Below are 24,607 nucleotides of genomic sequence, written 5' to 3'. Positions count from 1 at the left end.
CATGAGTGACAAGATCGCCATCCGCACCACCGACGCGCCCGCGCCCGCGCACACCTTCTCCCAAGGCGTGCGCAAGGGACCGTTCGTGCAGGTCTCTGGACAGGGTCCGGTGGACCCGATAACCAACGAATACCTGTACCCGGGCGACGTTGCGGCACAGACCATCCGGACGTTGCAAAATGTGAAGGCGATCGTCGACGCGAGCGGGGCGACGTTCGACGATGTGGTGATGCTGCGTGTCTACCTGACCACCCGCGACGACTTCGGCGCGATGAACGAGGCCTACGGCGAGTTCGTCAATGCCAATACCACCGGTGACGTATTGCCCAGCCGCACAACCGTGTTCACGGGACTGCCGCGCGAGGAAATGCTCGTCGAGATCGACGCGATCGCGATCGTCACTGAATAAGACGAAGCAGCCGCCCCGCCCCAGATGTGGGCGGGGCGGCCGCAGCCGCGTCGCGTAGTCAGCCGCGACGCGGAACCTCGGGCCGACTGTGGCCCATGGGCTTTGCAGTCGGCTATTCCCGCTCTCAGCCTTCCGCGGTCGGTCCACTACCTGTGGCAGCGTCGGTGGTGGGTGTCCCCGCGGAGCCGACTTTCTTGGCCGCGGAGGTCTTCTTGACCGCAGCTGTCTTCTTGGCCGCGACCGTCTTCTTCGCTGCGGTTGTTTTCTTCGCTGCGGTTGTCTTCGCTGCGGCGGTCTTCTTGGCCGCGACCGTCTTCTTGGCGGCGGTCGCAGTACCTGTCGCTTTCTTGGCCGCGACCGTCTTCTTCGCCGCAGCCGCGGTGCCCGTCGCCTTCTTGGCCGCCGCCCCGGAGCCCGTCTTCTTGGGCTCGCCCGCCGAGGCAGCCTGCTTGTCCTGACTCGCGGCTGCTGTCTTCCTCGGCTTACGCGCGGTCGCAGCCTTCGTGGGCTCGCCCGCGGCGGCCGCCTTCCTTGGCGCGGCTTTCCTCGGCTTGCGCACGGCGGCAGCCTTCTTGGGCTCGTCCGCAGGGACCGCAGCCGCACCCACAGTCGATTCCTCGGGCTCGCTTGCCGCGACGCCGTCCGTCACCGCGCTCGCGTTGACAACCTCTTCTGAGGGACCCGTGACAGGAGCTTCCTCCGGCTCGCCCGCGACGGTGCCTGCCTCGGAAGTAGCTTCGACCACCGCCGTTTCCGGTTCGAACTTGTCCGCCGCGACGGACTTCACGGGCCCCGCCGCAGCAACCGCTTCCTCGGCATCGGCAACAGCTGTAGCGGTTTCCGGCTCAACCGCCGGAGGAACCTCCAGCGGCTCGGCTGCGGGGACGGCTTCCGCCGCGTCGGCCACGCTGACGGTCTCATCGTCCGTCGAAGCTGCTTTCTCAGGCGCGTCCGCAGCGACCGCTGCCGTGGAATCGGGGACGGCGACAGCTGCTTCCGGCTCCGCCACTGGAGCGACGTCCAACGACGCAGCTGCGGGGACGGCTTCCGCCGGATCGACAACGGCGACATCTTCCGTCGCCTCATGAACCACAGCTGCTTCCGCAGGCTCGTCCGCAGCGACAGCTTCTTCCGAATCAGTGTCAGCGGCAGCAGTTTCCGGCTCAGCCACCGAAGCAACATCCGACGACGCAGCTACCGGAACGGCTTCCTGCTCGGCAACCACGGCAACGGCTTCGTCGTCCGCGGAAGCTGTTTCCTCGGGCTCGTCCACGACGACCGGTGTCGTCGCAACCGCCACCGCAGCAGCTTCTTCCGGCTCCTCCGCAGCGACGGCCTCCTTCGAGTCGTCAGCAACGGCTTCGTCCAAAACGTCCGTCGAGACTCCACCGACAACGCCCGCGCCCGGGATCGCGTCGAGCAGTTGGCGGGTGTACGCGTCGGCGGGTGCGGTGAGCACCTGCTCGACCGGACCTTGTTCCACCACCCGACCGTCCCGCATCACGACTACATCGTGGGCCAGCGCCCGGACGACGGCCAGGTCGTGCGAAATGAACAGGTAGCTGACTCCGAGCCGGTCTTGCAGTGACGACAGCAGCGTCAAGATCTGGTCCTGCACAAGGACATCCAGTGCCGACACCGCTTCGTCGCAGACGACCAGCCGCGGCTCGATGGCCAGGGCGCGGGCGATCGCGACACGCTGCCGCTGACCGCCGGACAGCTCGTTCGGGTAGCGCTGTGCGAGCGCGGCGGGCAGCGCCACCTGGTCCAGCAATTCGGCGACCCGCTTACGACGGGACTCCCGGTCGCCGATGCGGAAGGCGCGCAGCGGCTCGGTGATCAACCGCTCGACCGTCCACATCGGATCCAGTGACGCATAAGGGTCTTGGAACACCGGCTGCATCGCCAGCCGCGCCGCGCGCAGCTGCGCACCCTGCTGCCCGACCATCTCGACGCCGTCCAACCGGATGGTGCCGGAGGTGGCGGGCACCAGGCCGAGCACCATCCGCGCGGTAGTGGTCTTTCCCGATCCGGACTCGCCGACGATCGCGGTCGTGCGGCCGCGACCGATGGTGAACGACACGTCGTCGACCGCGCGCAACACCCCACCGCGACCGCGGATCCGGTACTCCTTGCTGATACCGGAAACCTCCAGTATCGGAGCCGCTTTATCGGCGCTCTCGACAACCTTGGTCACCGCGACTTTGCCGTCGGCGGCCTTGTCCAGGGCAACCTTGCCATCGGCGTCAGCGGCGACGGTGTCGCTGCGTCGCGGTCCGATGAGCGCGGGCGCCGCCGCGACCAGCCGCCGCGTGTAGTCCTCCTGCGGATCGGTCAGCACCTGGCGCGCCGGACCGGACTCGACGATCCGGCCGTCCGACATCACCACCACCCGGTCCGCCCGCTCCGCCGCGAGTCCCAGGTCGTGGGTCACCAGCAGCAGCGCGGTGCCGAGCTCTTGGGTCAGCTTCTCCAGGTGGTCCAGGATCTGCCGCTGCACGGTCACATCCAGTGCCGAGGTCGGTTCGTCGGCGATCAGCAGATCCGGGCGGCAGGCCAGGCCGATGGCGATCAGCGCGCGCTGCCGCATACCACCGGAGAACTCGTGCGGGTACTGCCGCGCCCGCCGGGCCGGCTCCGGCAGTCCGGCTTGGCCGAGCAGTTCGATGGCCCGTTCCTTTGCCGCGCGCCGCGTGCAAATCCGGTGCGCCAGCAGGGTTTCCGAGACCTGACGGCCCACCCGGGAGACCGGGTTCAGGTTCGACATCGGGTCCTGCGGCACCAGCCCGATATCTTTGCCGCGCAACTGGCGCAGCCGCTTCTCGTCGGCATGGGTGATGTCCTCCCCGCGCCACCGGATGCTGCCACCGGTGACCACACCGGAGCCGGGCAGCAGGCCCATGATCGCGTGTGCCAGTGTCGATTTCCCCGAGCCGGAGGCACCGACCACCGCGACCCGCTCCCCCGGCTGGATGACCAGGTCCGCGCTCCGCACGGCGGTCACGTCGCCGAAGGACACCCGCAGATCGCTGATCTCCAAGAGTGTGTCGGTCATTGCAAAAGCTCCTTCAGCGCCGTGTCTTCGGGTCGAGCGCGTCCCGCAGGGCGTCGCCGAAGAGGTTGAATCCCAAGCAGATGATCGCCAGCGCCACACCGGGGAAGATGCCCGGCCACGGGGTGCGGAGCAGATACTGCTGTGCGTCGGACAGCATGATGCCCAGGCTGGGCGCGGGCGGTTTGATGCCGAGCCCGAGGAAGGACAGGATCGCCTCGCCGAGCACCGCCGTCGGCATGATCACCGTGGCCTGCACGATGATCGGCGCCAGCGAGTTGGGCAAGATGTGCTCTCCGAGGATGCGCCAGGACGGCACGTCCATGGTGTTCGCGGCGAGCACGAAGTCGGTTTCCTTGAGCCGCAACGTTTCCGCGCGCACGACCCGCATCATGATCGGCACCTGCGAGATGCCGATCGCGATCGCGGCCTCGGTGAGTCCGCCGCCGTTGATCGCGGTCAGGCCGACCGCGATGATCAGGAACGGGAACGCGAGCAACACATCGGACAGCCGCGACAGCACCGCGTCCAGCATCCGCCAGTACCCGGCCAGCAGGCCGAGCGGCACCCCGATGGCGACCGCGCAGAGCACCGACAGCGCGCCGACCTCGAGCGAGGCACGCGTGCCGTACAGCACCCGGGAGAAGATGTCGCGCCCCAGATCGTCTGTGCCCAAAAGGTATCCGACGGTACCGGGCTGCTGGAACGGCGTCGGGAAGTGCACCTCGGAGGGTGAATAGGGCGCCAGCCATGGCGCGAACACCCCGACGAAGATCACGATCAGCAGCAGTACCGCGCCGACCATGCCGAGCGGGTTGTGCCACAGCTGGCGCAGCACCCGCCCACGCACCGCGGCCAGCGGCGGAGTTTGGACCGCGGTTTCGACGCCGGGACTGGTTTCGGCGACCGGAGTATCGGTGACTGTCATTGCGCCCTCCCGGACACTCGCACGCGGGGGTCGATCACCGTGTACAGCACATCGACCAGCAGGTTGATCACGATGTAGGACGCGGCGATCACCATGACGACCGCCTGGATCACCGGGTAGTCGCGGGTGAACACCGAGTCGAGGGTGAGCTTGCCCATGCCGGGCAGACTGAAGATGCGCTCGGTGACCACCGCGCCCGCGATGAGCCCGCCGAGCTGCAGGCCGACGATCGTGGTGACCACGATCAGGCTGTTGCGCAAGCCGAATCGGAAGATGACCGCGCCGCGGCTGAGCCCCTTGGCCCGCGCCGTGCGCACGAAGTCGGCGGTCAGCGTCTCCACCATCGACGACCGCGTCTGCCGCTGCACCACCGCCGCGTGCGCGAGACCGAGGATGATCGCGGGCAAGGTCAAGAAGTAGAGGCCGCGCAGCGGATGCTCGAACGGCGACACGTACCCGGAGGCCGGGAACCAGTTGAGCTTCACCGACAGATACAGCACGGCGAGGATACCGACCCAGAAGGTGGGCACCGACAACGCGACCAGGGAGAACCCGTTGGCGGCCCACTCCGGCCAGCGGCCGCGATACACCGCGGCGAGCACACCGCCGATCACCCCGGCCAGCACCGCGATGAGCATCGCGTACACCGCGAGTTGCACGGTCACCGGCAGTGTCGTGCCGATCATGTCCATGACGGGCGTCCCGGTGCGGATCGACCGCCCGAAATCACCGCTCAGCGAGTTCTTGACGAACTCCAGATACTGCACGAACACCGACTGGTCCAGGCCGAGTTCGGCGCGGACGGCGGCGATGGCCTCCGGATTGGCGTCCTCGCCCGCCAGCGTCGTCGCCGGATCACCGGGCAGCGCCCGCACCCCGAGGAAGACCACGATCGAGGCGAGCACCAGCGTCACCGCGGACTGCCATAGCCGATGGAACACGTACTGCAACATGGATTTTCAGCCCTTCCGATCCGCGACGAACGCGGCCTTGCCGAGCCGCACTGCGCCGTCGGCGTACACCTCGATGCCCGTGACCCACGTCGAGTGCACGGTCAAGTTACGCAGACGGTAGGTGTAGATATACGGGTTCTCCCGTTGGATGAATCGCACCGCCTGCTCGTACAGGGCGCCGCGCTGCGCGGCGCTCGTACTGTGCGCGGCCCAGCCGAGGAGGTCGTCCAGGGTGGGCGAGTTGAATCCGCTGTAATTACCGTTCGAGCCGGTGGTGAGGAACCGAGAGGTGTTGCCGTCCGGGTCGATACGGCCCGACCAGCCGAGCAGCAAGGCCTCGTAGGTGCCCTTCTTCTGCGCGTCCAGCATGGTCGAGTACTCGGCGGGCACGATCTTCAGATCGAAGCCGCCCTCGGCGACGCTGTCCCGCAACGCCTGTGCGTACTGGAGCTGATCCTGGACGTTCATCACCTGGATGGTGACCGGATACGGGATCTGCACGCCCGCCTCGGTGAGCAGTTCCCTTGACCGCTGCGGATCGAACAGGGGGCAGGCGGTACTGGCGCGGGTGGCGTACGAGGTGCGCGGCGCGATCGGCCCGCAGGCAGGCTCGTACCAGTTGTTGAATACCTTCTCGACCAGTGCCGGGCGGTCGGTGCTCAGCGAGAATGCCAGCCGGACCCGTGGATCCTTCGCGATCGCGGTATTGATCGGCTTGATCGGTTTACCCGCGCCGTCGACATTGCCGATATTGATATACAGGCCCTGGAAGCCGAACGATCCCGACTGCAGCACGCGCAGCTGCGGATAATTGGCCAGCGCGTCCACGTCCTGCGGCGAGATGGTGTCGGCGACCTGAATGTCACCGGACCGCAGATTCGATGCGCGCATCTTGGGATCGGCCATGATCCGATAGGTGATGGTGTCGAAGTGCACGTTCTTCGCGTCGTAGTACAGCGGGTCGCGCGCCACCGATATGGAGGTCTGCGGTACCCGCTTGACGAATTTGAACGGCCCGACGCACACCGGGTGATCGCCGAAGTTCTTGTCCCGCTCCTTCAGCGCGGCGGGCGACATGATCATTCCGGCGCGGTCGGCGAGCGCGGCGGTGATCGGCGCGAACGGCTGCGAGTATTTGATCACCACGTGCGACGCGTCGGCGGCCTCGATATCCTCGATCGCACCCATCTCACCGGTGCGCTGGGAGCCTTCCATCTTCCAGTGCCGCTGCAAGCTCGTCTCGACCGCCGCCGCGTTGAACGGTGTGCCGTCGGCGAATTGGATACCGGTGCGGACCGGAATGGTCACCGTCAGCCCGTCGGGCGAGATGTCCGGCAGCGCGGTGGCCAACTGCGGCACCAGGTTTCCGGACGAGTCGTTGTCGTAGAGCTTCTCGCAGACGGTGCTCATCACGTAGCGCATATAGAGCGAGCTGGACGTGGTCGGGTCGAGCTTGTCGGGATCGTTCGACAGGCCCATCACCAGATCACCGCCCTCACGCACCGGCTGCGTACCAACGGGCGTGCCGTAATCGTCGACGTGCGTCGCGGGCGGGGTCGGATGTTGCGTCGGTGCGCAGGCAGCGAGGACGGCGGCGACGACACCGAGGACCGCCATCCGAGTGGAGCGAACGAGCATGCGCTACAACATACTTCAACATGCTGTATTTTTCGCATCCACCATTCATTTTCGTGCATTGTTCTCTTTAGCGCCACTACCGGAAATGACGGCGACCTGAAAAGGGTACGGGAAATAGCGGTCCGGCGATTCCGGACCGCTATTCCTGTTCGGTGTGCAGCTGCCGTTGCGCGGCGCGCTTTTTCAGTTCTTCGGATCCGTGAAGGCGGCCTTGCCGAGTCGCACGACACCGTCGGCGTAGCCCTCGATGCCGGTCACCTGCGTGCTGTGCACGGTCAGCAACCGTTTCCGGTAGGTGTAGAGGTACGGGTTCTCCTGCTGAATGATCTGGGTGGCCTGGCCGTACAGTTCGGCGCGCTGCGCGATATCGCTGGTGCGTGCGGCCCTGGCCAGCACGTCGTCGAGTGCGGGTGAGCTGAAACCGCCATAGTTGGCGCCCGAGCCGGTGGTCAGGAACCGGGTGATATTGGCGTCCGGGTCGAGTCGGCCCGACCAGCCGAGCAGCAGGGCCTCATAGGTGCCGCGCTTCTGCACATCCAGCAGCGTCGAGTATTCGGTGGGCACGATTTTCAGGTCGAAGCCACCCTCCGCGACATTGGCCTGTAGCGCCTGGGCGTACCGGAGTTCGTCCTGCGTGTTGCTGACCTGCAACGTGATCGGATAGGGCAGCTGCACACCCGCTTCCGCGAGCAATTGCCGCGACCGCTGCGGATCATAAGCGGGGCAGGCGGTTCCGGCGGGCGTGGCGAAGGTGCTCTTCGGCACGATTGCCGAGCACGCGGGCTCGAACCAGTTGTTGAACACGGTATCGACCAGTGCCTGCCGATGGATGCTCAGCGAGAAGGCCTGCCGGACACGCGCATCCTTGGCGAGCGGGGTGTCGATCGGCTTGGCGGGTTTGCCAACGCCGTCCACGTTGCCGATGTTGAGGTAAATACCTTGGTAGCCGAGCGAACCCGTTTCCAGCAGCCGGAGATCGGGGTCCTTGGCCAGCGCGTCGACATCCTGCGGTGAGATGGTGTCGGCGACCTGGATATCACCGGAGCGCAGGTTCGCCGCGCGAATATTGGCGTCGATCATGATCCGGTAGGTGATCTTGTCGAGGTGCACGTTCTTCGCGTCGTAATACAACGGGTCGCGCTCGACGATGATCGAGGTCTGCGGGATGCGCTTGACGAATTTGAACGGCCCGACGCACACCGGGTTATCGGCGAAGTTCTTACCCTCGCCCTTCGCGAGTTCGGCCGGCGACATGATCATCCCGGCCCGGTCGGCGAGCGCGGCGGTGATCGGCGCGAACGGCTTCTTGTATCGGATCACCACCTGCGACGGGTCAGCCGTCTCGATACCGGCGATCGGACCCATCTCGCTGGTCCGCTGCGAGGTCTTCATGGTGAGGTGCCGTTGCAGGCTGGTCTGCACCGCGGCCGCGTCGAACGGTGTGCCGTCGGCGAACTTGATTCCGGTGCGAACCGGAATGGTCACGGTCAGCCCGTCCTCGGAGACGGCGGGCAGCGCGGTGGCCAACTGCGGCACCAGGTTTCCGGCGGCGTCGTTGTCGTAGAGCTTCTCGCAGATCGAGTTCATGACGTAACGCGTGTAGAGCGAGCTCGAGGTGGTCGGGTCGAGCTTGTCGGGTTCGGCGGACAGGCCCATCACCAGTTCGCCGCCCTCACGTACTGGCTGCGTACCCACGGGCGTGCCGTAATGATCTGTGTGCGTTGCGGTTCCAGCGGGGTGCTGTACCGGTGCGCAGGAGGCGAGCGCGACGGCGGTGACGCCGAGCACCAGCATCCGCGTGAAGCGAGCGAGCATGCGCTACAAGATACTTCAAGGTTTCGCACTTTTCTCGCCGGGTAATCATTTTCGTAGATTGTTCTCTTTTTCGTCATCGTACGAAACGGCGCGAACGAAAAAAGGGTACGAAAAATAGCGATCCGGCATTATCCGGACCGCTATTCCCATTCGCTGTGAAGTTATCGTCCCGCGGCGTAGCCCTGCATGCCGCGTGGATTGGCCCCCGCTGAAAGTACACCGTTTTCCCGGTCGCGAGCCACCGCGCACAGCCGGCCTTCCGACCACGGATCGCCCACCGTGACGCGGTGACCACGTCGTTCCAGGTCGGCGATGACCTCGGTGCCGATCCGCGACTCGACGAAGACCTGCCCCGGGCTCATCGCGCGCGGGTAGAACGAACCGGGGAAGCTTTCCTGATGCCAGTTCGGCGCGTCGATGGCGCCCTGCAGATCGAGCCCGCCACGCACCTTTTCCCGCATGGCGACGGCGAGAAAGAAATGCAGGCTCCATTGATCCTGTTGATCGCCGCCCGGCGTACCGAACGCCATGACGGCCTCGCCGTCGCGCAACGCCAGCGACGGGCTGAGGGTGGTGCGCGGACGACGACCCGGCTGTAGCGAATTGGGTAGGCCCGGTTCCAGCCATGCCATCTGTAGTCGGGTGCCGAGTGGGAAACCGAGTTCCGGCACCACCGGATTGGATTGCAGCCAGCCACCACTCGGGGTCGCTGCGATCATATTGCCCCAACGGTCGACGATATCGAGCTGACAGGTATCGCCGCGGGTCGCGCCGGAGGTGGCCACCGTCGGCTCCCCCGCACCGAGCGGAACCTCCGTGGCGCCAATGGAATTGGTCTGTGCGTAGGCACTCAATCGCGGCCGCTGGCCGTCCGGGCTGCCGGGCCGCAGTTCGTAGGACGCCTGCGGTCCGATCAGCGCGCTGCGCTGGGCGTTGTACCAGGGCGACAACAGCGTCGCGAGCGACACCTGCGTGCTGTCGCCGTACCACGCCTCCCGGTCGGCCATCGCGAGCTTCGAGCCCTCGATCAGGGTGTGGTAGTACTCCGGCGTGCCGTATTCCAGCCGTTCCGGCAGCAACGCCAGTTGCTGCAGCATGACCGGTCCCTGACTCCACAGGCCCGGCTTCGCGACGGTCCATCCGTTCCAGGTGTAGGTGACCGGATTCTCGTACGAGGCAGCGAAATTCGCGAGATCGTCACCGGACAACGCGCCAACGTGCCGCTCACCGGAGGTGTCCATGGTCGGGCACGCGGCCATCTTGACCAGTGCCTCGGCGATGAACCCTTCACGCCAGATACGCCGCGCGGCTTCGATCTGGGCGTCCCGATCCGCACTCGCCGCCTCGGCTTCGGCGATCAGTCGCCGCCAGGTCGCGGCCAACGCCGGATTCCGCAGCAGCGCACCGGCGGCGGGCGCCTTGCCGTCGCGCAGGTAGACCTCCGCGGAACTTGTCCACTCGTTCTCGAACAGCTCCTGGACCGTCTGCACGGTCTCGCCGATCCGTTCGACCGCCGGATGTCCCCGCTCGGCATTGCCGATCGCATACGACAGCACCTCGGCGAGTCGCTTGGTGCCGTGATCGCGCAGCAGCACCATCCAGGCATCGAACGCACCGGGCACCGCGGCAGCCAGCGGACCGGTGCCGGGCACCAAGTCCAGGCCGAGCGCGTTGTAGCGGGCGATCGACGCACCGGCCGGTGCCGGGCCCTGACCGCACAACACTCGCGGCGGCAGCCCCGCGGGTGCGAGGATGATCGGCACCTCCCCGGCGGGACCGTTCAGGTGCGGCTCGACCACGTGCAACACGAACCCCGCGGCGACCGCCGCGTCGAATGCGTTGCCGTCGTCCTCGAGTACCGCCATCGCGGCGGCCGAGGCGAGCCAGTGGGTGGACGACACCATCCCGAAGGTGCCCTGCAAGGTAGGACGCGTGGTGAACACCAGCCGAGTATCTCCCTACACCGGTACGTACGTCCAAGACATCTATGGCACCAAACCGATAGTCTTTGGTTATGGAACGTAGGCAGTTGGAGTACTTCGTCGCGATCGTGGAACACGGCGGGTTCACCCACGCTGCGCGCGCTTTACGGGTAGCTCAGCCGTCGCTGTCGCGGGCGATCGGCAAGCTCGAGCGCGAGCTCGGGGTGGCGCTGTTCCACCGGGTCGGCCGCAATGCCGTCCTCAGCAATGCCGGCGAATTCATGGCCGATCGGGCGCGGCAGGTGCTGCGTGATCTGGACGCGCTGCGGGCCGCCGCGCAGGCGGTCGGCGCGGGTGTCGTCGGCCGGGTCGACGTGGCGGCGACCTCGTCCTCGACGCTGGAGCCGGTGATCAGCACCATCGCCGAACTGCGCGAGCACCACCCCGGCCTGACCGTCGGCACCTGGTCGGCCCTTTCGGCGGCGGAGGTGGTCGCCATGGTGTTGCGCGGGCGTTGCGAGGCCGGCGTGTGCGGTAGCGCGGAACGACCCGCGGGCCGGGGCTTGGTGGCCCATCACCTGCGCGACGAACAGTTCCTGCTCGTCGCGCCGCCGGGCACCGAGATCGGCAGCAACGGCACGGTGACGCCAGAAGACCTGCGCGGCATGAGTTTTGTGATCACTCAGCCCGCCACCGCCGTCCGGGCCCGCTTCGACCGGCTCGCCGCCACCGTGGGCGAACTGCATATCGCCGCCGAGGTCGGCGACCGCAGCGTCGTGCTGCCGATGGTGCTGCGCGGCATCGGCGCGGGCCTGATGCCCGACGGCTGGCACGACCTGGCCTGCCGCGCGGGCGCGGCGGTCTATCGATTCGACCCGCCGGAGAAGCTACCGCAGTGGCTGGTGCACCGCAGCGGGCCGCTCACCGCGGCGGCGCAGGCATTCGTCGATACCACGCTGAGTGCTGCCGAACGGGCGCGATCAGCCACCGCATGACCGGTGACGTCGTCTGACCGCGCCCGTCGGGGCGAGGGTTTCACTAGCCCGAGTTGCGCAACGCCGTGGCGAGACCGTTCATGGTCAGCAGGATGCCGCGCTTGACCAGCTCCGAGTCGTCGCCCGCGCGGAGCCTGCGCAACAGCTCCACCTGCATCTGGTTCAACGGCTCCAGGTACGGGAAGCGGTTGTGGATCGATTCGGCCAGTGACGGGTTGTCGGCGAGCAGGTGATCGTTGCCGGTGATCGCGGCGTGCATGCGGATGGTCCTGGCATGCTCGTCGCGGATCATGCCGAAGATCTGCTCGCGCAGCGCCGCGTCCTCGACCAACTCGGCGTAGCGGGCGGCGATGTCGAGGTCGCTCTTGGCCATCACCTGGGCCAGGTTCGACAGCACGGTGCGGAAGAACGGCCAGCGGCGGTACAGATCGGTCAGGGTCGCCAGCCGGTCGGGGTCGCCGCCGATCCACTCCGCCAACGCGGTCCCGGTGCCGTACCAGCCGGGCAGCATCACCCTGGCCTGGCTCCAGGACATCACCCACGGGATGGCGCGCAGATCCGATACCGAGTTGGTCGGTTTGCGCGAGGCGGGCCTGCTGCCGATGTTCAGGTCGCCGACCTCGGCCACCGGGGTGGACTGCCGGAAATACTCGACGAATCCCGGTGTTTCGTGCACCAGTCGCGAGTACGCCGCACGGGCGCGGGCGGCCAGGTCGTCCATGATCTCGTAGGACGGTTCGGCGTCCGGACCGAGTCCTTCCACGTCGAACAGCGTCGATTCCAGCGTGCCCGCGATGAGCGACTCCAGGTTCCGATGCGCCGCACCGGGTTCGGCGTACTTGGCGGCGATCACCTCCCCTTGCTCGGTCAGCCGCAGCGAACCGCGCACGGCGCCCGCTGGCTGGGCGAGGATGGCGTCGTAGCTGCGGCCGCCGCCGCGACCGACGGTGCCGCCGCGACCGTGGAACAGCCGCAACCTGATTCCGGTCTTGCGCGCCACCTCCACCAGATCGAGTTCGGCCCGGTACAGCGCCCAGTTCGCGGCCAGGTACCCGCCGTCCTTGTTCGAATCCGAGTACCCGAGCATCACTTCCTGCCGCATCCCGCGCGACGCGACCAGGTCCCGATACACCGGAATATCCAGTGCCGCGGCCAGCGTCGCCGCGCCGGCATCGAGGTCCTCGATCGTCTCGAACAGCGGAACGATGCCCACCGAACAGGTCGGCGGCCCGGCCAACTCGCCGGGATCGAGCAGCCCACCCTCCTTCAGCAGCAGCGCCGCCTCCAGCATGTCGCTGACCGAGGTGCACATGCTGATGATGTAGTTGGGCACCGCCTCGGCGCCGAAGGTATCCACCACATCGCGTGCGGCACAGACGATGTCGACTTCCTTGCGGGCCAGCTCGCTCAGCCGGGCATACGGGCCGAGCAGCGGGCGGCGGGTGCGCAGCTCGGCCGCGAGCAACTCGACGCGCTGGTGTTCGGGCAGGCTCGGGTAGTCCGGATGCACACCGGCCCAGGCCAGTAGCTCGGCGACCACCTGCTCGTGTACCTCGGAGTTCTGCCGCATGTCCAGGCCCTGCAGGTGGAAGCCGAAGGTCTCGATCGCGTGCCGCAGTGCGGCGAGGCGGTCGTCGGCGAGCAGGCCGTCGCCGCTGGCGCGCAGCGAGGCGTCCACCGCGTCGAGATCGTCCAGCACCGCCTGCGGTGTCGGGTACGGCGGCGCGCCGACATCCAACCCGTTGCGCGGCACCTCGCCGAGCGCGCGCCGGGCGGTCGCCGTCAGCCGACCCCGGATGGTGTGCAGCGCACGGCGATACGGTTCGTCGGCGTGGGCGGCCGGATCGGGGTATCCGGCCTCGGCCAGCGCGGCCACCGCGGGCGTCACCGGAACCAGCCGAGCCGACAGCGCCAGCGCCTTCTCCAGCTCTACCAGGTCGCGCAGATACCGGGTGAAGGCGACCGTCGCCGCTTGATGCCCGGCCTGCCGAACCACATCCGCTGTGACATAGGGGTTTCCGTCGCGGTCGCCGCCGATCCACGAGCCGGGCCGCAGGATCGGGCGCGCCAGCAGTTCCGCGCCCGGCCAGCGGGAGCGCAGTGCCGCACGCACTTCCGCGTTGATGGCGGGGATCACGTCGAACAGGGTGAGCTCGTAGTAGCGCAGGCCCACCGAGATCTCGTCCTGGATCCGCAACCGCGCCAACCGGATCAGCGCGGTGCGCCACAGGCTGAGCACCTGCCGACGGATCTGCTGCTCGAATTCGGTGCGCTCCCGCTCGGTTTCGGTGTAGCGCTGGCGCAGCCGCATCAGCTCGGTGATCCGGGTCTGCACATCGAAGACGGTGCGGCGACGGGTCTCGGTCGGGTGCGCGGTGATCACCGGCGACACCAGCGCGTCGGCCAGCAGGTCGGCCACCTCGGCGCCGTCCAGCGCGGCCGCGTCCAGCTTGCGATAGGTGGCGGCCAGCGAGGAGTCCTGCGGCGGCTCACCGGCCGCCTGGTGCGCCTTGCGGCGGCGGTCGCGCTGGATGTCCTCGGCCAGGTTGGCCAGCAGCACGAAATAGCTGAACGCGCGGATCAGCGGCAGCGCGACCGCGATATCGACACCGTCGAGCATTTCCGCGACCGCGCTGCGCTCGACCTCCGCGCGCCGCACCCGGAACGCCTCGATGCGCACCCGTTCGATGAGGTCGAACACCTCGGGGCCCTCGTGGTCACGGATGGTGTCGCCGAGTACGCCACCCAGAAATCGGATGTCGTCGCGTAGCGGTCTAATGGCGTCCTGTTGCGTCTCGCTCGTCGATTCGCCCATGATCAGACAGTATTGCGGTCGGCCCTGCGTTGGTATGCGACGGATCCCACACCGTGTCGTCGGGGCGGCGGTACCGTGACTCGGACGGCACCGCATCGCTCGTGAGGACGACCATGGCCGAGAACAGCCCCCATGACCGCGTCTCGCTAACGCGCACCGGCCGATTCGTGCATTTCGCCAGCACGCGGTTGACCGCGATCAGCCGGTTCCATGGCCGCGTCCACAGCAGCCTGTACCGCAGGTTCGGCGGCTCGATGTTCGGAAAATGGCTGGGCCGTCCGGTGTTCCAGCTGACCGTGATCGGACGGAAGTCGGGCGAGCCGCGGTCGGTGGTGCTGATGTTGATCCGTGACGGCGATGATCTGCTGGTCAGCGGTTCATTCGGCGGGAATCCGAAGCCGCCGAACTGGTGGCTCAATCTGGTGGCCGCTGGCGGCGGCGAGGTACGCGTCGGCCGGGAGAGCTGGCCGGTGACCGCCAGGGTGGTCACCGACCCCGCCGAATACGACGAGCGCTGGCGCACCTTGGCGGCCCAGTATCCGGATTTCGAGACCTATCAGGCGCTCACCTCGCGGAAGTTGCCGATCGCGGTACTGACCCGCGCCGGGTGATCCCCGGGCAGTCCCCGGGGCCTACCCGATCGGTAGGTCAGCCGAGCACCTGGGAGAACCTGAGGTGATTGCCCCACGGGTCGCGCAACCCGCAGTCGCGCATGCCGTAGGGCTGCGTGACCGGCTCCTGGGTGACCTCGACGCCCGCGTCGCGCAGCCGGGCGAACGTCTCGTCGACGGCCTCGGTGGTGAAGATCAGCGTGCCCTGCGCACCGCTCGCCAGCCGGGCCCGCGCCGCCTCGCGCGCCTGCTCGTCCGGCACCATTTCGGGCACCTCGAGCAGGAACTCCAGCCCCGGCTGCGCGGCGGGTCCGACCGTCAGCCAGCGAACCCCGCCGAACGGCAGATCCTGCCGCACCTCGAGCCCGATCACATCCCGATAGAACTCGAGCGCCCTCTCCTGGTCACCGACCAGCACAGCGACGTGGGTAAGTGCGAGGTCCTTGCCGTTGCTCATTGCATTTTCTCCTTCGTTAAGCGGGACAACACTACTGACGGCGGAGCCGAGCGGGATTCATCGGCTACGTCGGTGTTCGTGGTCACAGGCCAGAATTATGGCCGAAGCCGGGCTTCGGTTCAGCGCTTCGGCCAGTACCAAGGCGGCTGGTCCAGCCTGCCTTGGCCGGCGATGGTCGTCGCGCCGTTTTCCTTGACCAGTTCGATGGTGTGCAGCTCGTCGGCGCTCTCGGTCAGTGCGGCGACCAGGGGCTGGGCGTGGGTGACCACGACGACCTGGGTGTGCTCGGCGACGGTGGCGATGAGCTCGGCGAGCGGAGTGAGTAGTTCGGGGTGCAGGCTGGTTTCGGGCTCGTTGAGGACCAGAAGTTCTGGTGGGCGCGGGGTCAGTAGGGCGGCGACCAGGAGCAGGTAGCGCAGGGTGCCGTCGGAGAGTTCGGCGCCGCCGAGCGGGCGCACCAGGCCGCGCTGGTAGAGGGCCAGCTCGAATCTGCCGTCGCGGTCGATGATTTCGACCTCGCTGCCCGGGAAGGCGCGGTCGACGGCCTGGTCGAGGATGTCCGCGTCGCCGATCTCGCGGATGGTTTGCAGGGCGGCCGCCAGGTCCGCGCCGTCGTGGCCGAGGACGGTGGTCCTGGTTCCCACCTGCGGCGCGCGGGCCGGTGCGTCGACGTCGGTGCGCAGGTGGTCGTAGAAGCGCCAGGATCGGATGCGCTCCCGCAGGATCAGCAGGTCCGGGGCGCTCTGCGGGTCCGCCAGTTCGCTGAGCATGCTGTCGAACGGTTGCAGCGCGTGCGGGACCATCGCCCAGCCGCCGTTGTCGTCGCGTAGTCGCACCACCGGCCCGCCGCGCTCCGCCAGCAGGGTGGCGGGGCGCAGAACCGGCCCGGCCCAGACCGCCTCGGTCTTGATCACCGGGTCGAGGTTGAACATGGAGGTGGCATCGGGCACCGGCATGCCGAGTTCGGCGGCGTAGCCGAAGTCTTCGCCGGCGAAGCCGACGCGCACTCCGATCGGATCGAGCATGGCGGTTCCGTCGCCGAGGCCGCCCTGTCCCGCCCACAGGGTCGACGCCACGCCGCCTTCCCGCGCCAATGCCGCGATGGCACCGTTCCGCGAGAAATCCGCCAGCAGCCGCAGCGTCCGATACAGGCTGGATTTGCCGCTGCCGTTGGCGCCGGTCACCACGTTCAACCGACCCAGCGGCATCGCCAGCTGTCGTAACGACCGGTAGTTCTCGACAGCCAGCGTGCGCAACATGCCCCAAGGCTAACGATCCGCTACGACAGGTGGCCCGCTACAACTGCCGGATCACCCGCGCCGGATTACCCGCCGCGAACACGCCGGATGGCAGATCGCGGGTGACAACGCTGCCCGCACCGACCACGGTGTCGTCGCCGACGGTGACTCCGGGGCACACGATGACGCCGCCGCCGAACCAGACGTTGTCGCCGATCCGGATCGGCGCCGCGGTTTCCCACCGCTGCCTGCGCAATTCATGGTCTTGCATCGGATGCAGGGCCGTGAGTAATTGGCATCGTGGCCCGATCGACACGTCGTTGCCGATGCTGATCGGCGCGCAATCGAGCAGGATCGCATCGAAATTCAGGAAACTGTTGGTGCCGATCTCGATCAGATAACCGTAGTCACACTGGAATCGCGGCCTGATCCACGATCCCTCGCCGAACTTTCCGAGCAACTCCCGTAACACCGCGTCGCGCCGCTCGCGCTCGTCGGCTTCGCTCCGATTGAACTCATCGCACAACCGCTGCGCCCGCAGCCGCTCCGCCTCCAGCTCCGGATCATTGTCCCGGTACAACTCCCCGCGGAGCATCCGCTCCTTCATCTCACCCACCCACGCCACCCTAGCGAGCGAACGGGACACGGCGGCGGCAGCCGTCGAAAGCTGCCGCCGCCGTGTCCCGTTCGGCGAGAATTCTTACGCAGGCAGGCCCTGCACCGATAGCCGGTGGAAGAGGACCTGTTCTAGTAGGGCGACGAGGACTTCCTTGACCGAATCACGGTCGCGGGCATCGCATTCCAGGACGGGAATCCAGTCCTCCAGTTCCAGTGCCTCACGGACCTCGGCGAGGTCGAAATGCGTGCCATTGTCGAAGCGGTTGACCACCACCACGAATGGCGTTTGCTTTTCCTCGAAATAATCCAGCACCGGATAGCAGTCGTCGACCCGTCCGGTGTCGACCACGATCACCGCGCCGAGCGCGCCGTCGACCAAGTCGTCCCACAGGAACACGAATCGGTCCTGGCCGGGCGTGCCGAACAGGTAGAGAATCAGCGAGCGGTCCAGCGTGATTCGGCCGAAGTCGAGCGCGACGGTGGTCTGCGTCTTCTCCGCGCGCCGGCCCGGATCGTCGATGCCGATCGCGACCTCGGTCATCGCGGCCTCGGTGACCAGCGGCTCGATCTCGGAGATCGCGCCGATGAATGTTGTTTTGCCGACGCCGAATCCACCGCTGATCACGATCTTCACCGACGACGGCATAGTCGGAGCGGGCGGCGGGGTGCTCATGTCAGAGTGCCCGTACAAGGTCCCTGATCCTCTCGATGGCAGCGGTAGACAGTTTGTCGGCTTCGCGCACGGTCGCGTAGCCCCCGGCGACGAGGTCGCTGACGACGACCTTCGCGACACCGACGGGAACGCGCAGCGCGGTACCGATTTCGGCGATGGAATGCGGCTGCTGGCACAACTGCACCACGGTGCGCTGTTCGAACTGCAGCGGTGCCGAGAGCGCCGAAGGCGGCGCCTGCACCAGGGTTTCGATGCGCAAACCGTCCATCAACGGCGTAGTGCGCCCCGCGGTGACGACAAAGGGACGCACAAACTGTTCATCACTGTCGACAAGTTCTTCGGCCGGAGCTTCTTGGCCTGGACGGTCCGGATCGAACCACCCGAACATCTGGTTCATCGGGATCATCCGCGGGTCCGGCAGCCGCGGCCGGTCAGGATCTCTCATCTTCGCAACGTCTCTCGCAACTCGGAAATCAACGTCGGGTCAAGGAGCGACCCGGCGCGCTCGGCAAGTACGGCCATTTCGTAGCCGACCAGACCGACATCGCAACTGCCGTCGGCGATTACGCCGAGGCAGCTGCCGTCACCCATGGCCGAGACGAGCAGGAAGCCCCGCTTCATCTCGATCATGATCAGTTTGAGCCCGTCGAACGAGTAACTGCGTGACGCGCTCTTGGCGAGGCTGGCCAGACCGGACACCATGGCGGCGAGCCGGTCGGCGGAGGTCCGGTCCAGACCGTCGGACATGGCGATGAGCAGTCCGTCCGAGGAGACCGCCACGGTGTCGCGCACGCCGTCGGTCTCCCGGACGAAGTTCGCGAGCATCCAGTTGAAGGTGTGCGGGTCAGCGCTCGGCAAGTGGGTGGTCACCGGTTCTCCTCTGCGATGGTCTGGTTCGGCGCCGTGTCGTCGGCGCGGGTGTCGTGGTCGCGGGCACCGACATACGGCCGGGTGGACGACGGCGCGGGCGGGGCGCCACGCTCGTGTCCGGCCCGGAACGACGAAAGCATGCTACGGGTTTCCTCCGGCGAGCGTTCCGGAATCGGTGCACGATCCGGACGCTCGGTGGTGCCGGTGGTGTCGCGCCGCGACTCGGTGCCCGGCGCAGTGCCCGCGGTGCGAGACTTCTTGTTGCGCTTGACAAGTCCGTTCCGCGTGGTGCGCGGCCCGGACGGAGCGGCGGCCGCGCCATTGATTTCGCCTTGCGCACCGTGAGATTCGGGCAGACGCCACATGGTCCCGGTATCGGTCACCAACCGGTCCTCGTAAACCGGTGGGGTGGAAACGAATTGGGAGTACGCGGAGGTCGGCGGCCCGGAATCCGGCGTGCTGTGCGCCGGCCCGGTGGCGTCGTGCCGTTGCGGCTCGCTGCGCGGTACCGTTCGCTGCGGGCCGGTCCGCGGGTCATCGGTGACCGAGCCGTGGCTCGCGCCATTGCGCTCGCTCGCCGAAACCGTCGGCGCGGCATGGGCGGGACCACGCATGCTCGGCGCGATGGGATCGGGTGCGGTGCTGCCGAGGATCTCGGCGGTGGACACCGAGGAGCCGTTGCTGCTCGGCCCGGATTCCAGTGCGGCGACGCTGTTGGTCTCCGAATCGGCGCCCCACGACCGCTCCAGCCCGGTGCCGGAGATCTTGGCCTGCACCGCGGCGGGCCGCTTGTCCTGTTCCTGGACAAGCAATTCCAACGGCAGCGACATCCGCGCGACGATGCCGCTGACGGGCGAAACGTTCAGTTCGACGGCGATGCCGAGCCGCTCGGCGAGCCGACCGACCACGTAGTGCCCGAGGTAGCGAGTCGGCGCGACGATGAAGTCCTGTTCGCCGCGCAGCCTGGCGTTCGACTGGGCCAGCTGGTCGTGCGGCATGCCGACACCGTGGTCGACAACGGCGAGCAGATACCCCTGCGGCACCCGGCGCCCATAGATCTCGACTTCGAGATCCGGTGGCGAGAAGGCGAGTCCGTTCTCGATCAGCTCGGCCAACATGTGCGCGAGCTCGCTGACCACCGCGCCGGTGATGAGCACATCGTCCACCCGGCGCAGCACGACCCGGCGGTAATCGTCGACCTCGGAAAGACCGGCCCGGATCACGTCGCTCAACGCGATCGGCTGCGCCCACCGGCGCGGGCTCGCCTCACCGACGAGCACCAGCAGGCTTTCGGCGTTGCGGCGCATGCGGGTGGCGAGGTGGTCGAGTTCGAACAGGTTCGACAGACCCTTGGGATCGAGTTCCTCGCGCTCGAATTCACTGATCAGGCCCAGCTGGCGGCGCACCAGGTTCTGGTTGCGGCGGGCCAGGTTGGCCATCGACTCAGTGGTGTTGCGGCGCACCAGCGCCTGTTGCGAGGCGAGTTCGAAGGCGGTGGTCTGCACGCGGTCCAGCGCGCCTGCCACGGCGGCGATTTCGGTACTCGCCCCCGGCGGTGCCTGCACGGGCGCGGGCGCTTCCGGGCGGCTGTCGTCGGCCCGCGACCACGCCTCGATGACCTCGGGCAGCCGCCGCGATGCCACGTCGTCGGCCTCGCCCGCCAGTGCGGCGAGCGGGCGCACGATGGCGCGCACCGAGGTGATCACCAGCGTGATCATGGCGGCGATGGCGATCACGGCGGCGACGATGAAGCCGATCAGCTTGGTCGCGGCGGCGTTGCGCAGGTCTTCGGCGCGCGCCTGCACGTCTTCGCCCACCGCCTGCTGCACCGTGCGCTGTTCATCGAGGACGCTGGACATCTGCGTCCACCAGGTCATCGGGTCCACCTCGCGCACCAGCGGTCCATCGCTGGAGGCGATCGCGATGTTCTCCGATTGCTCTGCCCTGGTGGCGTTGTCGCTGAGCATCGCGGCGTCCAGCTTGGCTTGCTGGCTCTTGGTCGCGTAGCGGGAGAACGCGGCGAGACCGGCCAGTTTCGTGGAGCGAATCTCCATGAACTGCTGGTATTCACCGCCGTTGAACCGACCGGCGGTAAAGACGCCGTTGAGGAAGCCGCGCTCCTTGTCGACCTCCTCCTTGGCCGCGCCGAGCGCATACAGGGCCTGCAGTCCGCGCTGGATCTGCGGGTCGCGTGCCTGGTCAAGGCCGAGCGCGAGGCGGTTCAGCGCGCTCACGGCATCGGTGTAGAACTGGAAGACAACCTGCCTGCTGACCCGGCGCGAGTCGATCTGGGTGCGGGTGTTCGCCAGCAGATTCAGCTGCCCGAGCGCCGCGCGCACCTGATCGGCGCCCGGTGCGTCCGCGGCTGCGGCTGCGGTGAGCACGCCGAGGGCGGAGTCGAGCTTGCCACGCTGGTCGAGCAGCGGCTGCTGCAGGCGGTTGTCGCCGCCGAGCAGGCCGTTGCTCAGACCGAGTTCGCGCTGGATCTGGTTGGTCAGGTCCTGCACGCTCAGCGCCAGCGACACAGCCTTCACCGTGTCGTTGGACTCGCGGTAGTCCGAAACCTCGCGGAACACAGTCACACCGAGCAGCGCGAGCACCAAAATCAAGGCGAGAGCCAGAATTCGGGTCAGCTGGCCGCCGATGGTGCGCGGCCGTACGATTCCCGCCATTTTGCCGCTGGGCAACCCGAGGGCGTCCGCAGATTTGAGATCCGGTGTGTCCCCGGGCTTTGGTTGCCGTAGACGTGAACGCACCAACCTGCTACTCCTCCGAAAAGCCGGCCGTGACAGCTCCACGACGAGCGCACGGAAAGTCTCCGAGCAAAATCCCATATGCCCGGTCCTGCGTCAACTCGGGGGCCGTGGATCCGTAACTTTGTTCATACTTTTCAACCCAGGCTTCAACCCGTTGCTACCAACTGTCCAGTTTGGGACCGGAAATGGCGCGGCCGAGGTAATATCCCGCCACTTCAGGCGGGGCTTTCCGGCGAGCAGTCGATCGACGAGCATCGGCCCGAAATGGCGTCCGGCGTTAGCCGATCCGTTGCTCTCGGCGCATCTCGCGCGGCGTTCACCGCGGCCGCCACCCGCCGGTGTGCGCGAAGGTAACCGAACATAGCAGCTACCACTCAGCAAGTGACACGCGGTGGCTAAGCGTCGCCGAGAATCGCGAGTACCTTCTCGGACAGGTAGAACGGTTCGAGCCGCTCCCGAATCAGCTTGGCCAGCACGCCGTTGCGCTTCGCGCCGTCGATGACCGCGGGGCCGTAGCGCAGGATCTCGGTGGTGATGTCGGCACCGGTCAAGCCGAGCTCGGGCAGCATGGCCGCGAGCGTGTAATCGCCGTACTTGGTGAAGAATACGTCGACACATTCGTCGACGAGCAGGCCGAAGTATTCCTTCTCCCGAGTGGTGATCGCGATTTCGTAGCAGATCAGTACCAGCTCGTTCAGGTCCCGCTGCGACAGATAATCGCGCAGACCGCTGACCGGCTCGTCGGCATGCAGATCCCAGAATTCCATGGCGGCATCGTGCACCGGTGCGTCGCGCAGCATTTCGCGGATCGCGTTGTTGGTGCGCTTGAGCGCGAAAACCGCGCCCTTGCCCGCCATGTCGCCGATGAAGGTGCTCTCCGTCGCCTTCCGCGCGGTCTTGGCCGCCGACTGGCCCATCGAGATCAGCGAGGAAACACCGGGGATTTTCCCGGCCATCTGCTTGTTGGCCTCCATGAAGTCGGAGATCAACTTGTCGACGAACTTCGACGCGACGGTGGCGACCAGCGGGCTCTCGGTGAGCCGGTCCAGAATGCGTTCCTGGGCCTGGTGCATGCCGAAGATCTTTTCCAGCAGCGCCTCGACCGGTTCGCGGTCGACTACCTGACCGAGGGTGTAATCGTTGTTGTTCGCGATGTGGTCGTAGATCGAATCCGCGAAAACCCCGACCATGTCGGCGATCACGGGACTGCCGCCGATCAGGTCGATGATCGTCGAGACGGTCTGCTTGGCCTGATCGACCTCGACGACATCGCGGAAGATCAAGGTGTCCGCGACGCCGAGCACCGACTCGACATCGCGGGCAATGACTTCCGCGAACCGGTCGCCGGTCACCTCGGCCAGCACGAACTCCACCTGGGCATCGAGTAGCCGTTCGGCAATCTCACGCGGCTCTGTCATCGCGGTTCCACCCATCACAGTCGAAGTACGGTGCGCCCGGCCAGGTTACGGTCCCGATGTTTCGGTGTCGTTGCCGTGCAACGACTTCCGAATCTGGTCCAGGCGCTCACGCGCGGCTTTCTCGCGCGCGTCCCATTGCTCGTCGGCGCTGCGGCCCGCCGGGGTCTGCTGGTCGAGCTCGCTCATCCCCTGCGCGGTGCCGAAGCGCTGCTCGACCTTATCGCGAACTGACCCCCAAGTAGGGACGCCGGAAGGCGAATATCCACCCGTCTCGGTCGGTGCCGTCGCACCGGTCGGCGGTACCGGTACCGGCGGTACCGCGGATGTGCCTCCGACCTGCCCGGATACATCGTGCAGCTGCGGTGCGTCATGCACGGATGTGGGCATCGTGGTAGGAGTCACACCACCGACCGTCTTCGCATCACCGGTTTCGAGCAGCCCGAGCAGTGCCGCGTGCACGACCTGGAAACCGGGACGTTCCGCGGTGGCGACCAGCAATACGCCGACCAATTCCTTATCGGACAGCGCGGCTAAACGGGCCGCGATCTCGCTGTTTTCAGTCATACGCCCAGGCTACGCAGCCAGCAGGGCGTCGGCTTATTGCCGGACGAGGGCACCGGCCCAGTCACGTACCAACGCGAACCAGGCGGCGCCGCCGACCATGATCAGGTCGTTGTGCCCCGCACCGGGGAAGATCTCCAGGCGTTTCGGTTCCCGCGCGGCGGCGTAGAGGCGTTCGGCGTGCCGCAGTGGCAGGAGTTCGTCCTGATCACCGTGCATGATCAGGACCGGGGTGCGCAGCGTGCGGATGCGGCGTTCGTTGGGGTAGGCATCCGGGACGAAGGGGCGCGGCAGGAACGGGTAGACCGATCTGGCGGCGTCACGGAGGCCGGAAAAGGTCGACATCAGCATCAGACCGGCCGGTGGGTGCGCTTGGGCGAGTTCGAGCATGACGCCGCCGCCGAGCGATTTCCCCAGGTAGAGAACACGGTTCGGATCGACACCGGGTTGTTCGAGCAGCACCTGCCGCGCGGCCCGCGCGTCGAGATAGGTGCCGCGCTCGGTGGGCCTGCCGGTGCTGCGCCCATAGCCCCGATAGTCGAACGCGAGCACATCGAACCCCGCCTCGACGAGCAACGCGAACAGCGGCACCCGATCACCGATATTGCCCGCGTTGCCGTGCGCGAACAGGATGTGCCCGACCGACTTCGGCGCGGGCAACCACCACCCGTGCAACGTCTCCCCATCCGCCGTGCCGATGGACAGATCGGCATACTCCATCCCCAGAATGGCAGGCGTCTGCACGATCTGCCGATCCGGCAAATAGGTCAACGCGTTCAGTATCGAACTGGCCGGGTGTCGCATGCCTAAGTTCTTACCCCTCCCCCGCCGATGCGCGACACTCGGCTCACATGACCCCCGAAACCGCCAGCTCCGCT

Annotated in this window: 19 protein-coding genes and 1 pseudogene; 3 read left to right on the top strand and 17 right to left on the bottom strand. The window is 67.1% G+C overall.

What is annotated here, in order from left to right; all coding sequences use genetic code 11:
- Position 1 precedes the first annotated feature (1 nt).
- Entirely contained in the window at positions 2–409 is a 408-nt protein-coding gene (locus KV110_RS12810) for a RidA family protein (protein ID WP_218476178.1), read from the top strand.
- Positions 410–1,802: 1,393 nt separating this feature from the next.
- On the opposite strand, the pseudogene KV110_RS41400 reads toward KV110_RS12810, so the two are convergent.
- From KV110_RS41400 to KV110_RS12780, 6 genes and pseudogenes are all read right to left on the bottom strand, one after another.
- A pseudogene (locus tag KV110_RS41400) lies at positions 1,803–3,464 on the bottom strand (ABC transporter ATP-binding protein); the annotation flags it as partial.
- A gap of 13 nt (positions 3,465–3,477) precedes the next feature.
- Positions 3,478–4,389 (bottom strand): ABC transporter permease, encoded by a 912-nt coding sequence (locus KV110_RS12800; protein ID WP_218476174.1) that lies wholly within the window; start codon positions 4,387–4,389, stop codon positions 3,478–3,480.
- Complete coding sequence (locus tag KV110_RS12795) at positions 4,386–5,342, bottom strand: ABC transporter permease (RefSeq protein ID WP_218476172.1); 957 nt, start codon at positions 5,340–5,342, stop codon at positions 4,386–4,388. Before KV110_RS12795 ends, KV110_RS12800 begins: the two co-directional genes overlap by 4 nt.
- A gap of 6 nt (positions 5,343–5,348) precedes the next feature.
- The gene (locus KV110_RS12790; RefSeq protein WP_218476171.1) at positions 5,349–6,980 is read right to left on the bottom strand and encodes an ABC transporter substrate-binding protein; all 1,632 of its coding nucleotides are present in this window, start codon (positions 6,978–6,980) and stop codon (positions 5,349–5,351) included.
- A 183-nt stretch (positions 6,981–7,163) separates the two neighbouring features.
- The gene (locus tag KV110_RS12785) at positions 7,164–8,795 is read right to left on the bottom strand and encodes an ABC transporter substrate-binding protein (RefSeq protein ID WP_218476169.1); all 1,632 of its coding nucleotides are present in this window, start codon (positions 8,793–8,795) and stop codon (positions 7,164–7,166) included.
- Between the two features lie 161 nt (positions 8,796–8,956).
- Positions 8,957–10,738, bottom strand: a complete 1,782-nt coding sequence (locus KV110_RS12780; protein WP_218476168.1) for a gamma-glutamyltransferase family protein — start codon at positions 10,736–10,738, stop codon at positions 8,957–8,959.
- Positions 10,739–10,809: 71 nt separating this feature from the next.
- On the opposite strand from KV110_RS12780, the gene KV110_RS12775 reads away from it, so the two are divergent.
- Entirely contained in the window at positions 10,810–11,712 is a 903-nt protein-coding gene (locus tag KV110_RS12775; RefSeq protein ID WP_218476166.1) for a LysR family transcriptional regulator, read from the top strand.
- A 43-nt stretch (positions 11,713–11,755) separates the two neighbouring features.
- Here the strand turns inward: KV110_RS12775 and ppc are convergent, their stop codons facing one another.
- A complete protein-coding gene (gene ppc / locus KV110_RS12770; protein ID WP_218476164.1) occupies positions 11,756–14,527 on the bottom strand; it encodes a phosphoenolpyruvate carboxylase in 2,772 nt (923 codons plus the stop codon).
- Positions 14,528–14,640: 113 nt separating this feature from the next.
- Between ppc and KV110_RS12765 the strand changes: the two genes are divergently transcribed.
- Positions 14,641–15,138 (top strand): nitroreductase/quinone reductase family protein, encoded by a 498-nt coding sequence (locus KV110_RS12765; RefSeq protein WP_218476163.1) that lies wholly within the window; start codon positions 14,641–14,643, stop codon positions 15,136–15,138.
- Between the two features lie 37 nt (positions 15,139–15,175).
- Here the strand turns inward: KV110_RS12765 and KV110_RS12760 are convergent, their stop codons facing one another.
- From KV110_RS12760 to KV110_RS12715, 10 genes are all read right to left on the bottom strand, one after another.
- Entirely contained in the window at positions 15,176–15,595 is a 420-nt protein-coding gene (locus tag KV110_RS12760) for a VOC family protein (protein ID WP_218476161.1), read from the bottom strand.
- Positions 15,596–15,714: 119 nt separating this feature from the next.
- Complete coding sequence (locus tag KV110_RS12755; RefSeq protein ID WP_218476159.1) at positions 15,715–16,854, bottom strand: AAA family ATPase; 1,140 nt, start codon at positions 16,852–16,854, stop codon at positions 15,715–15,717.
- A 37-nt stretch (positions 16,855–16,891) separates the two neighbouring features.
- The gene (locus tag KV110_RS12750) at positions 16,892–17,449 is read right to left on the bottom strand and encodes a sugar O-acetyltransferase (RefSeq protein ID WP_246634499.1); all 558 of its coding nucleotides are present in this window, start codon (positions 17,447–17,449) and stop codon (positions 16,892–16,894) included.
- Between the two features lie 84 nt (positions 17,450–17,533).
- Complete coding sequence (locus tag KV110_RS12745) at positions 17,534–18,097, bottom strand: GTP-binding protein (protein ID WP_218478409.1); 564 nt, start codon at positions 18,095–18,097, stop codon at positions 17,534–17,536.
- Positions 18,098–18,125: 28 nt separating this feature from the next.
- Entirely contained in the window at positions 18,126–18,569 is a 444-nt protein-coding gene (locus KV110_RS12740; RefSeq protein WP_246634498.1) for a DUF742 domain-containing protein, read from the bottom strand.
- Positions 18,566–18,994: a roadblock/LC7 domain-containing protein gene (locus tag KV110_RS12735; RefSeq protein WP_246634497.1), complete on the bottom strand. Its 429-nt coding sequence runs from the start codon at positions 18,992–18,994 to the stop codon at positions 18,566–18,568. Before KV110_RS12735 ends, KV110_RS12740 begins: the two co-directional genes overlap by 4 nt.
- Positions 18,991–21,666, bottom strand: a complete 2,676-nt coding sequence (locus KV110_RS12730) for an ATP-binding protein (protein WP_218476157.1) — start codon at positions 21,664–21,666, stop codon at positions 18,991–18,993. Before KV110_RS12730 ends, KV110_RS12735 begins: the two co-directional genes overlap by 4 nt.
- Before the next feature lie 479 nt (positions 21,667–22,145).
- Positions 22,146–23,168, bottom strand: coding sequence for a hypothetical protein (locus tag KV110_RS12725; RefSeq protein WP_218476155.1), 1,023 nt, complete (start codon positions 23,166–23,168; stop codon positions 22,146–22,148).
- A 45-nt stretch (positions 23,169–23,213) separates the two neighbouring features.
- Positions 23,214–23,732 carry a hypothetical protein gene (locus tag KV110_RS12720; RefSeq protein ID WP_218476154.1) on the bottom strand — a complete coding sequence of 173 codons (519 nt, stop codon included), beginning with the start codon at positions 23,730–23,732 and terminating at the stop codon, positions 23,214–23,216.
- Between the two features lie 33 nt (positions 23,733–23,765).
- Positions 23,766–24,533, bottom strand: a complete 768-nt coding sequence (locus KV110_RS12715; protein WP_218476152.1) for an alpha/beta hydrolase — start codon at positions 24,531–24,533, stop codon at positions 23,766–23,768.
- Between the last annotated feature and the right edge of the window lie 74 nt (positions 24,534–24,607).

This window comes from Nocardia iowensis (genome assembly GCF_019222765.1).
Classification (GTDB): Bacteria; Actinomycetota; Actinomycetes; order Mycobacteriales; family Mycobacteriaceae; genus Nocardia; species Nocardia iowensis.
The sequence above is the reverse complement of the archived record's forward strand: the minus strand, read 5'-3'. Positions and strand labels throughout refer to the sequence as shown.

Coding starts and splice junctions, on each gene's coding strand:
- KV110_RS12720 (WP_218476154.1), bottom strand. CDS start 23,732: ATGACTGAAAACAGCGAGATCGCGGCCCGTTTAGCCGCGCTGTCCGAT.
- KV110_RS12725 (WP_218476155.1), bottom strand. CDS start 23,168: ATGACAGAGCCGCGTGAGATTGCCGAACGGCTACTCGATGCCCAGGTG.
- KV110_RS12785 (WP_218476169.1), bottom strand. CDS start 8,795: ATGCTCGCTCGCTTCACGCGGATGCTGGTGCTCGGCGTCACCGCCGTC.
- KV110_RS12810 (WP_218476178.1), top strand. CDS start 2: ATGAGTGACAAGATCGCCATCCGCACCACCGACGCGCCCGCGCCCGCG.
- KV110_RS12760 (WP_218476161.1), bottom strand. CDS start 15,595: ATGAGCAACGGCAAGGACCTCGCACTTACCCACGTCGCTGTGCTGGTC.
- KV110_RS12795 (WP_218476172.1), bottom strand. CDS start 5,342: ATGTTGCAGTACGTGTTCCATCGGCTATGGCAGTCCGCGGTGACGCTG.
- ppc (WP_218476164.1), bottom strand. CDS start 14,527: ATGGGCGAATCGACGAGCGAGACGCAACAGGACGCCATTAGACCGCTA.
- KV110_RS12740 (WP_246634498.1), bottom strand. CDS start 18,569: ATGAGAGATCCTGACCGGCCGCGGCTGCCGGACCCGCGGATGATCCCG.
- KV110_RS12800 (WP_218476174.1), bottom strand. CDS start 4,389: ATGACAGTCACCGATACTCCGGTCGCCGAAACCAGTCCCGGCGTCGAA.
- KV110_RS12790 (WP_218476171.1), bottom strand. CDS start 6,980: ATGCTCGTTCGCTCCACTCGGATGGCGGTCCTCGGTGTCGTCGCCGCC.
- KV110_RS12715 (WP_218476152.1), bottom strand. CDS start 24,533: ATGCGACACCCGGCCAGTTCGATACTGAACGCGTTGACCTATTTGCCG.
- KV110_RS12730 (WP_218476157.1), bottom strand. CDS start 21,666: ATGGCGGGAATCGTACGGCCGCGCACCATCGGCGGCCAGCTGACCCGA.
- KV110_RS12765 (WP_218476163.1), top strand. CDS start 14,641: ATGGCCGAGAACAGCCCCCATGACCGCGTCTCGCTAACGCGCACCGGC.
- KV110_RS12775 (WP_218476166.1), top strand. CDS start 10,810: ATGGAACGTAGGCAGTTGGAGTACTTCGTCGCGATCGTGGAACACGGC.
- KV110_RS12745 (WP_218478409.1), bottom strand. CDS start 18,097: ATGCCGTCGTCGGTGAAGATCGTGATCAGCGGTGGATTCGGCGTCGGC.
- KV110_RS12755 (WP_218476159.1), bottom strand. CDS start 16,854: ATGTTGCGCACGCTGGCTGTCGAGAACTACCGGTCGTTACGACAGCTG.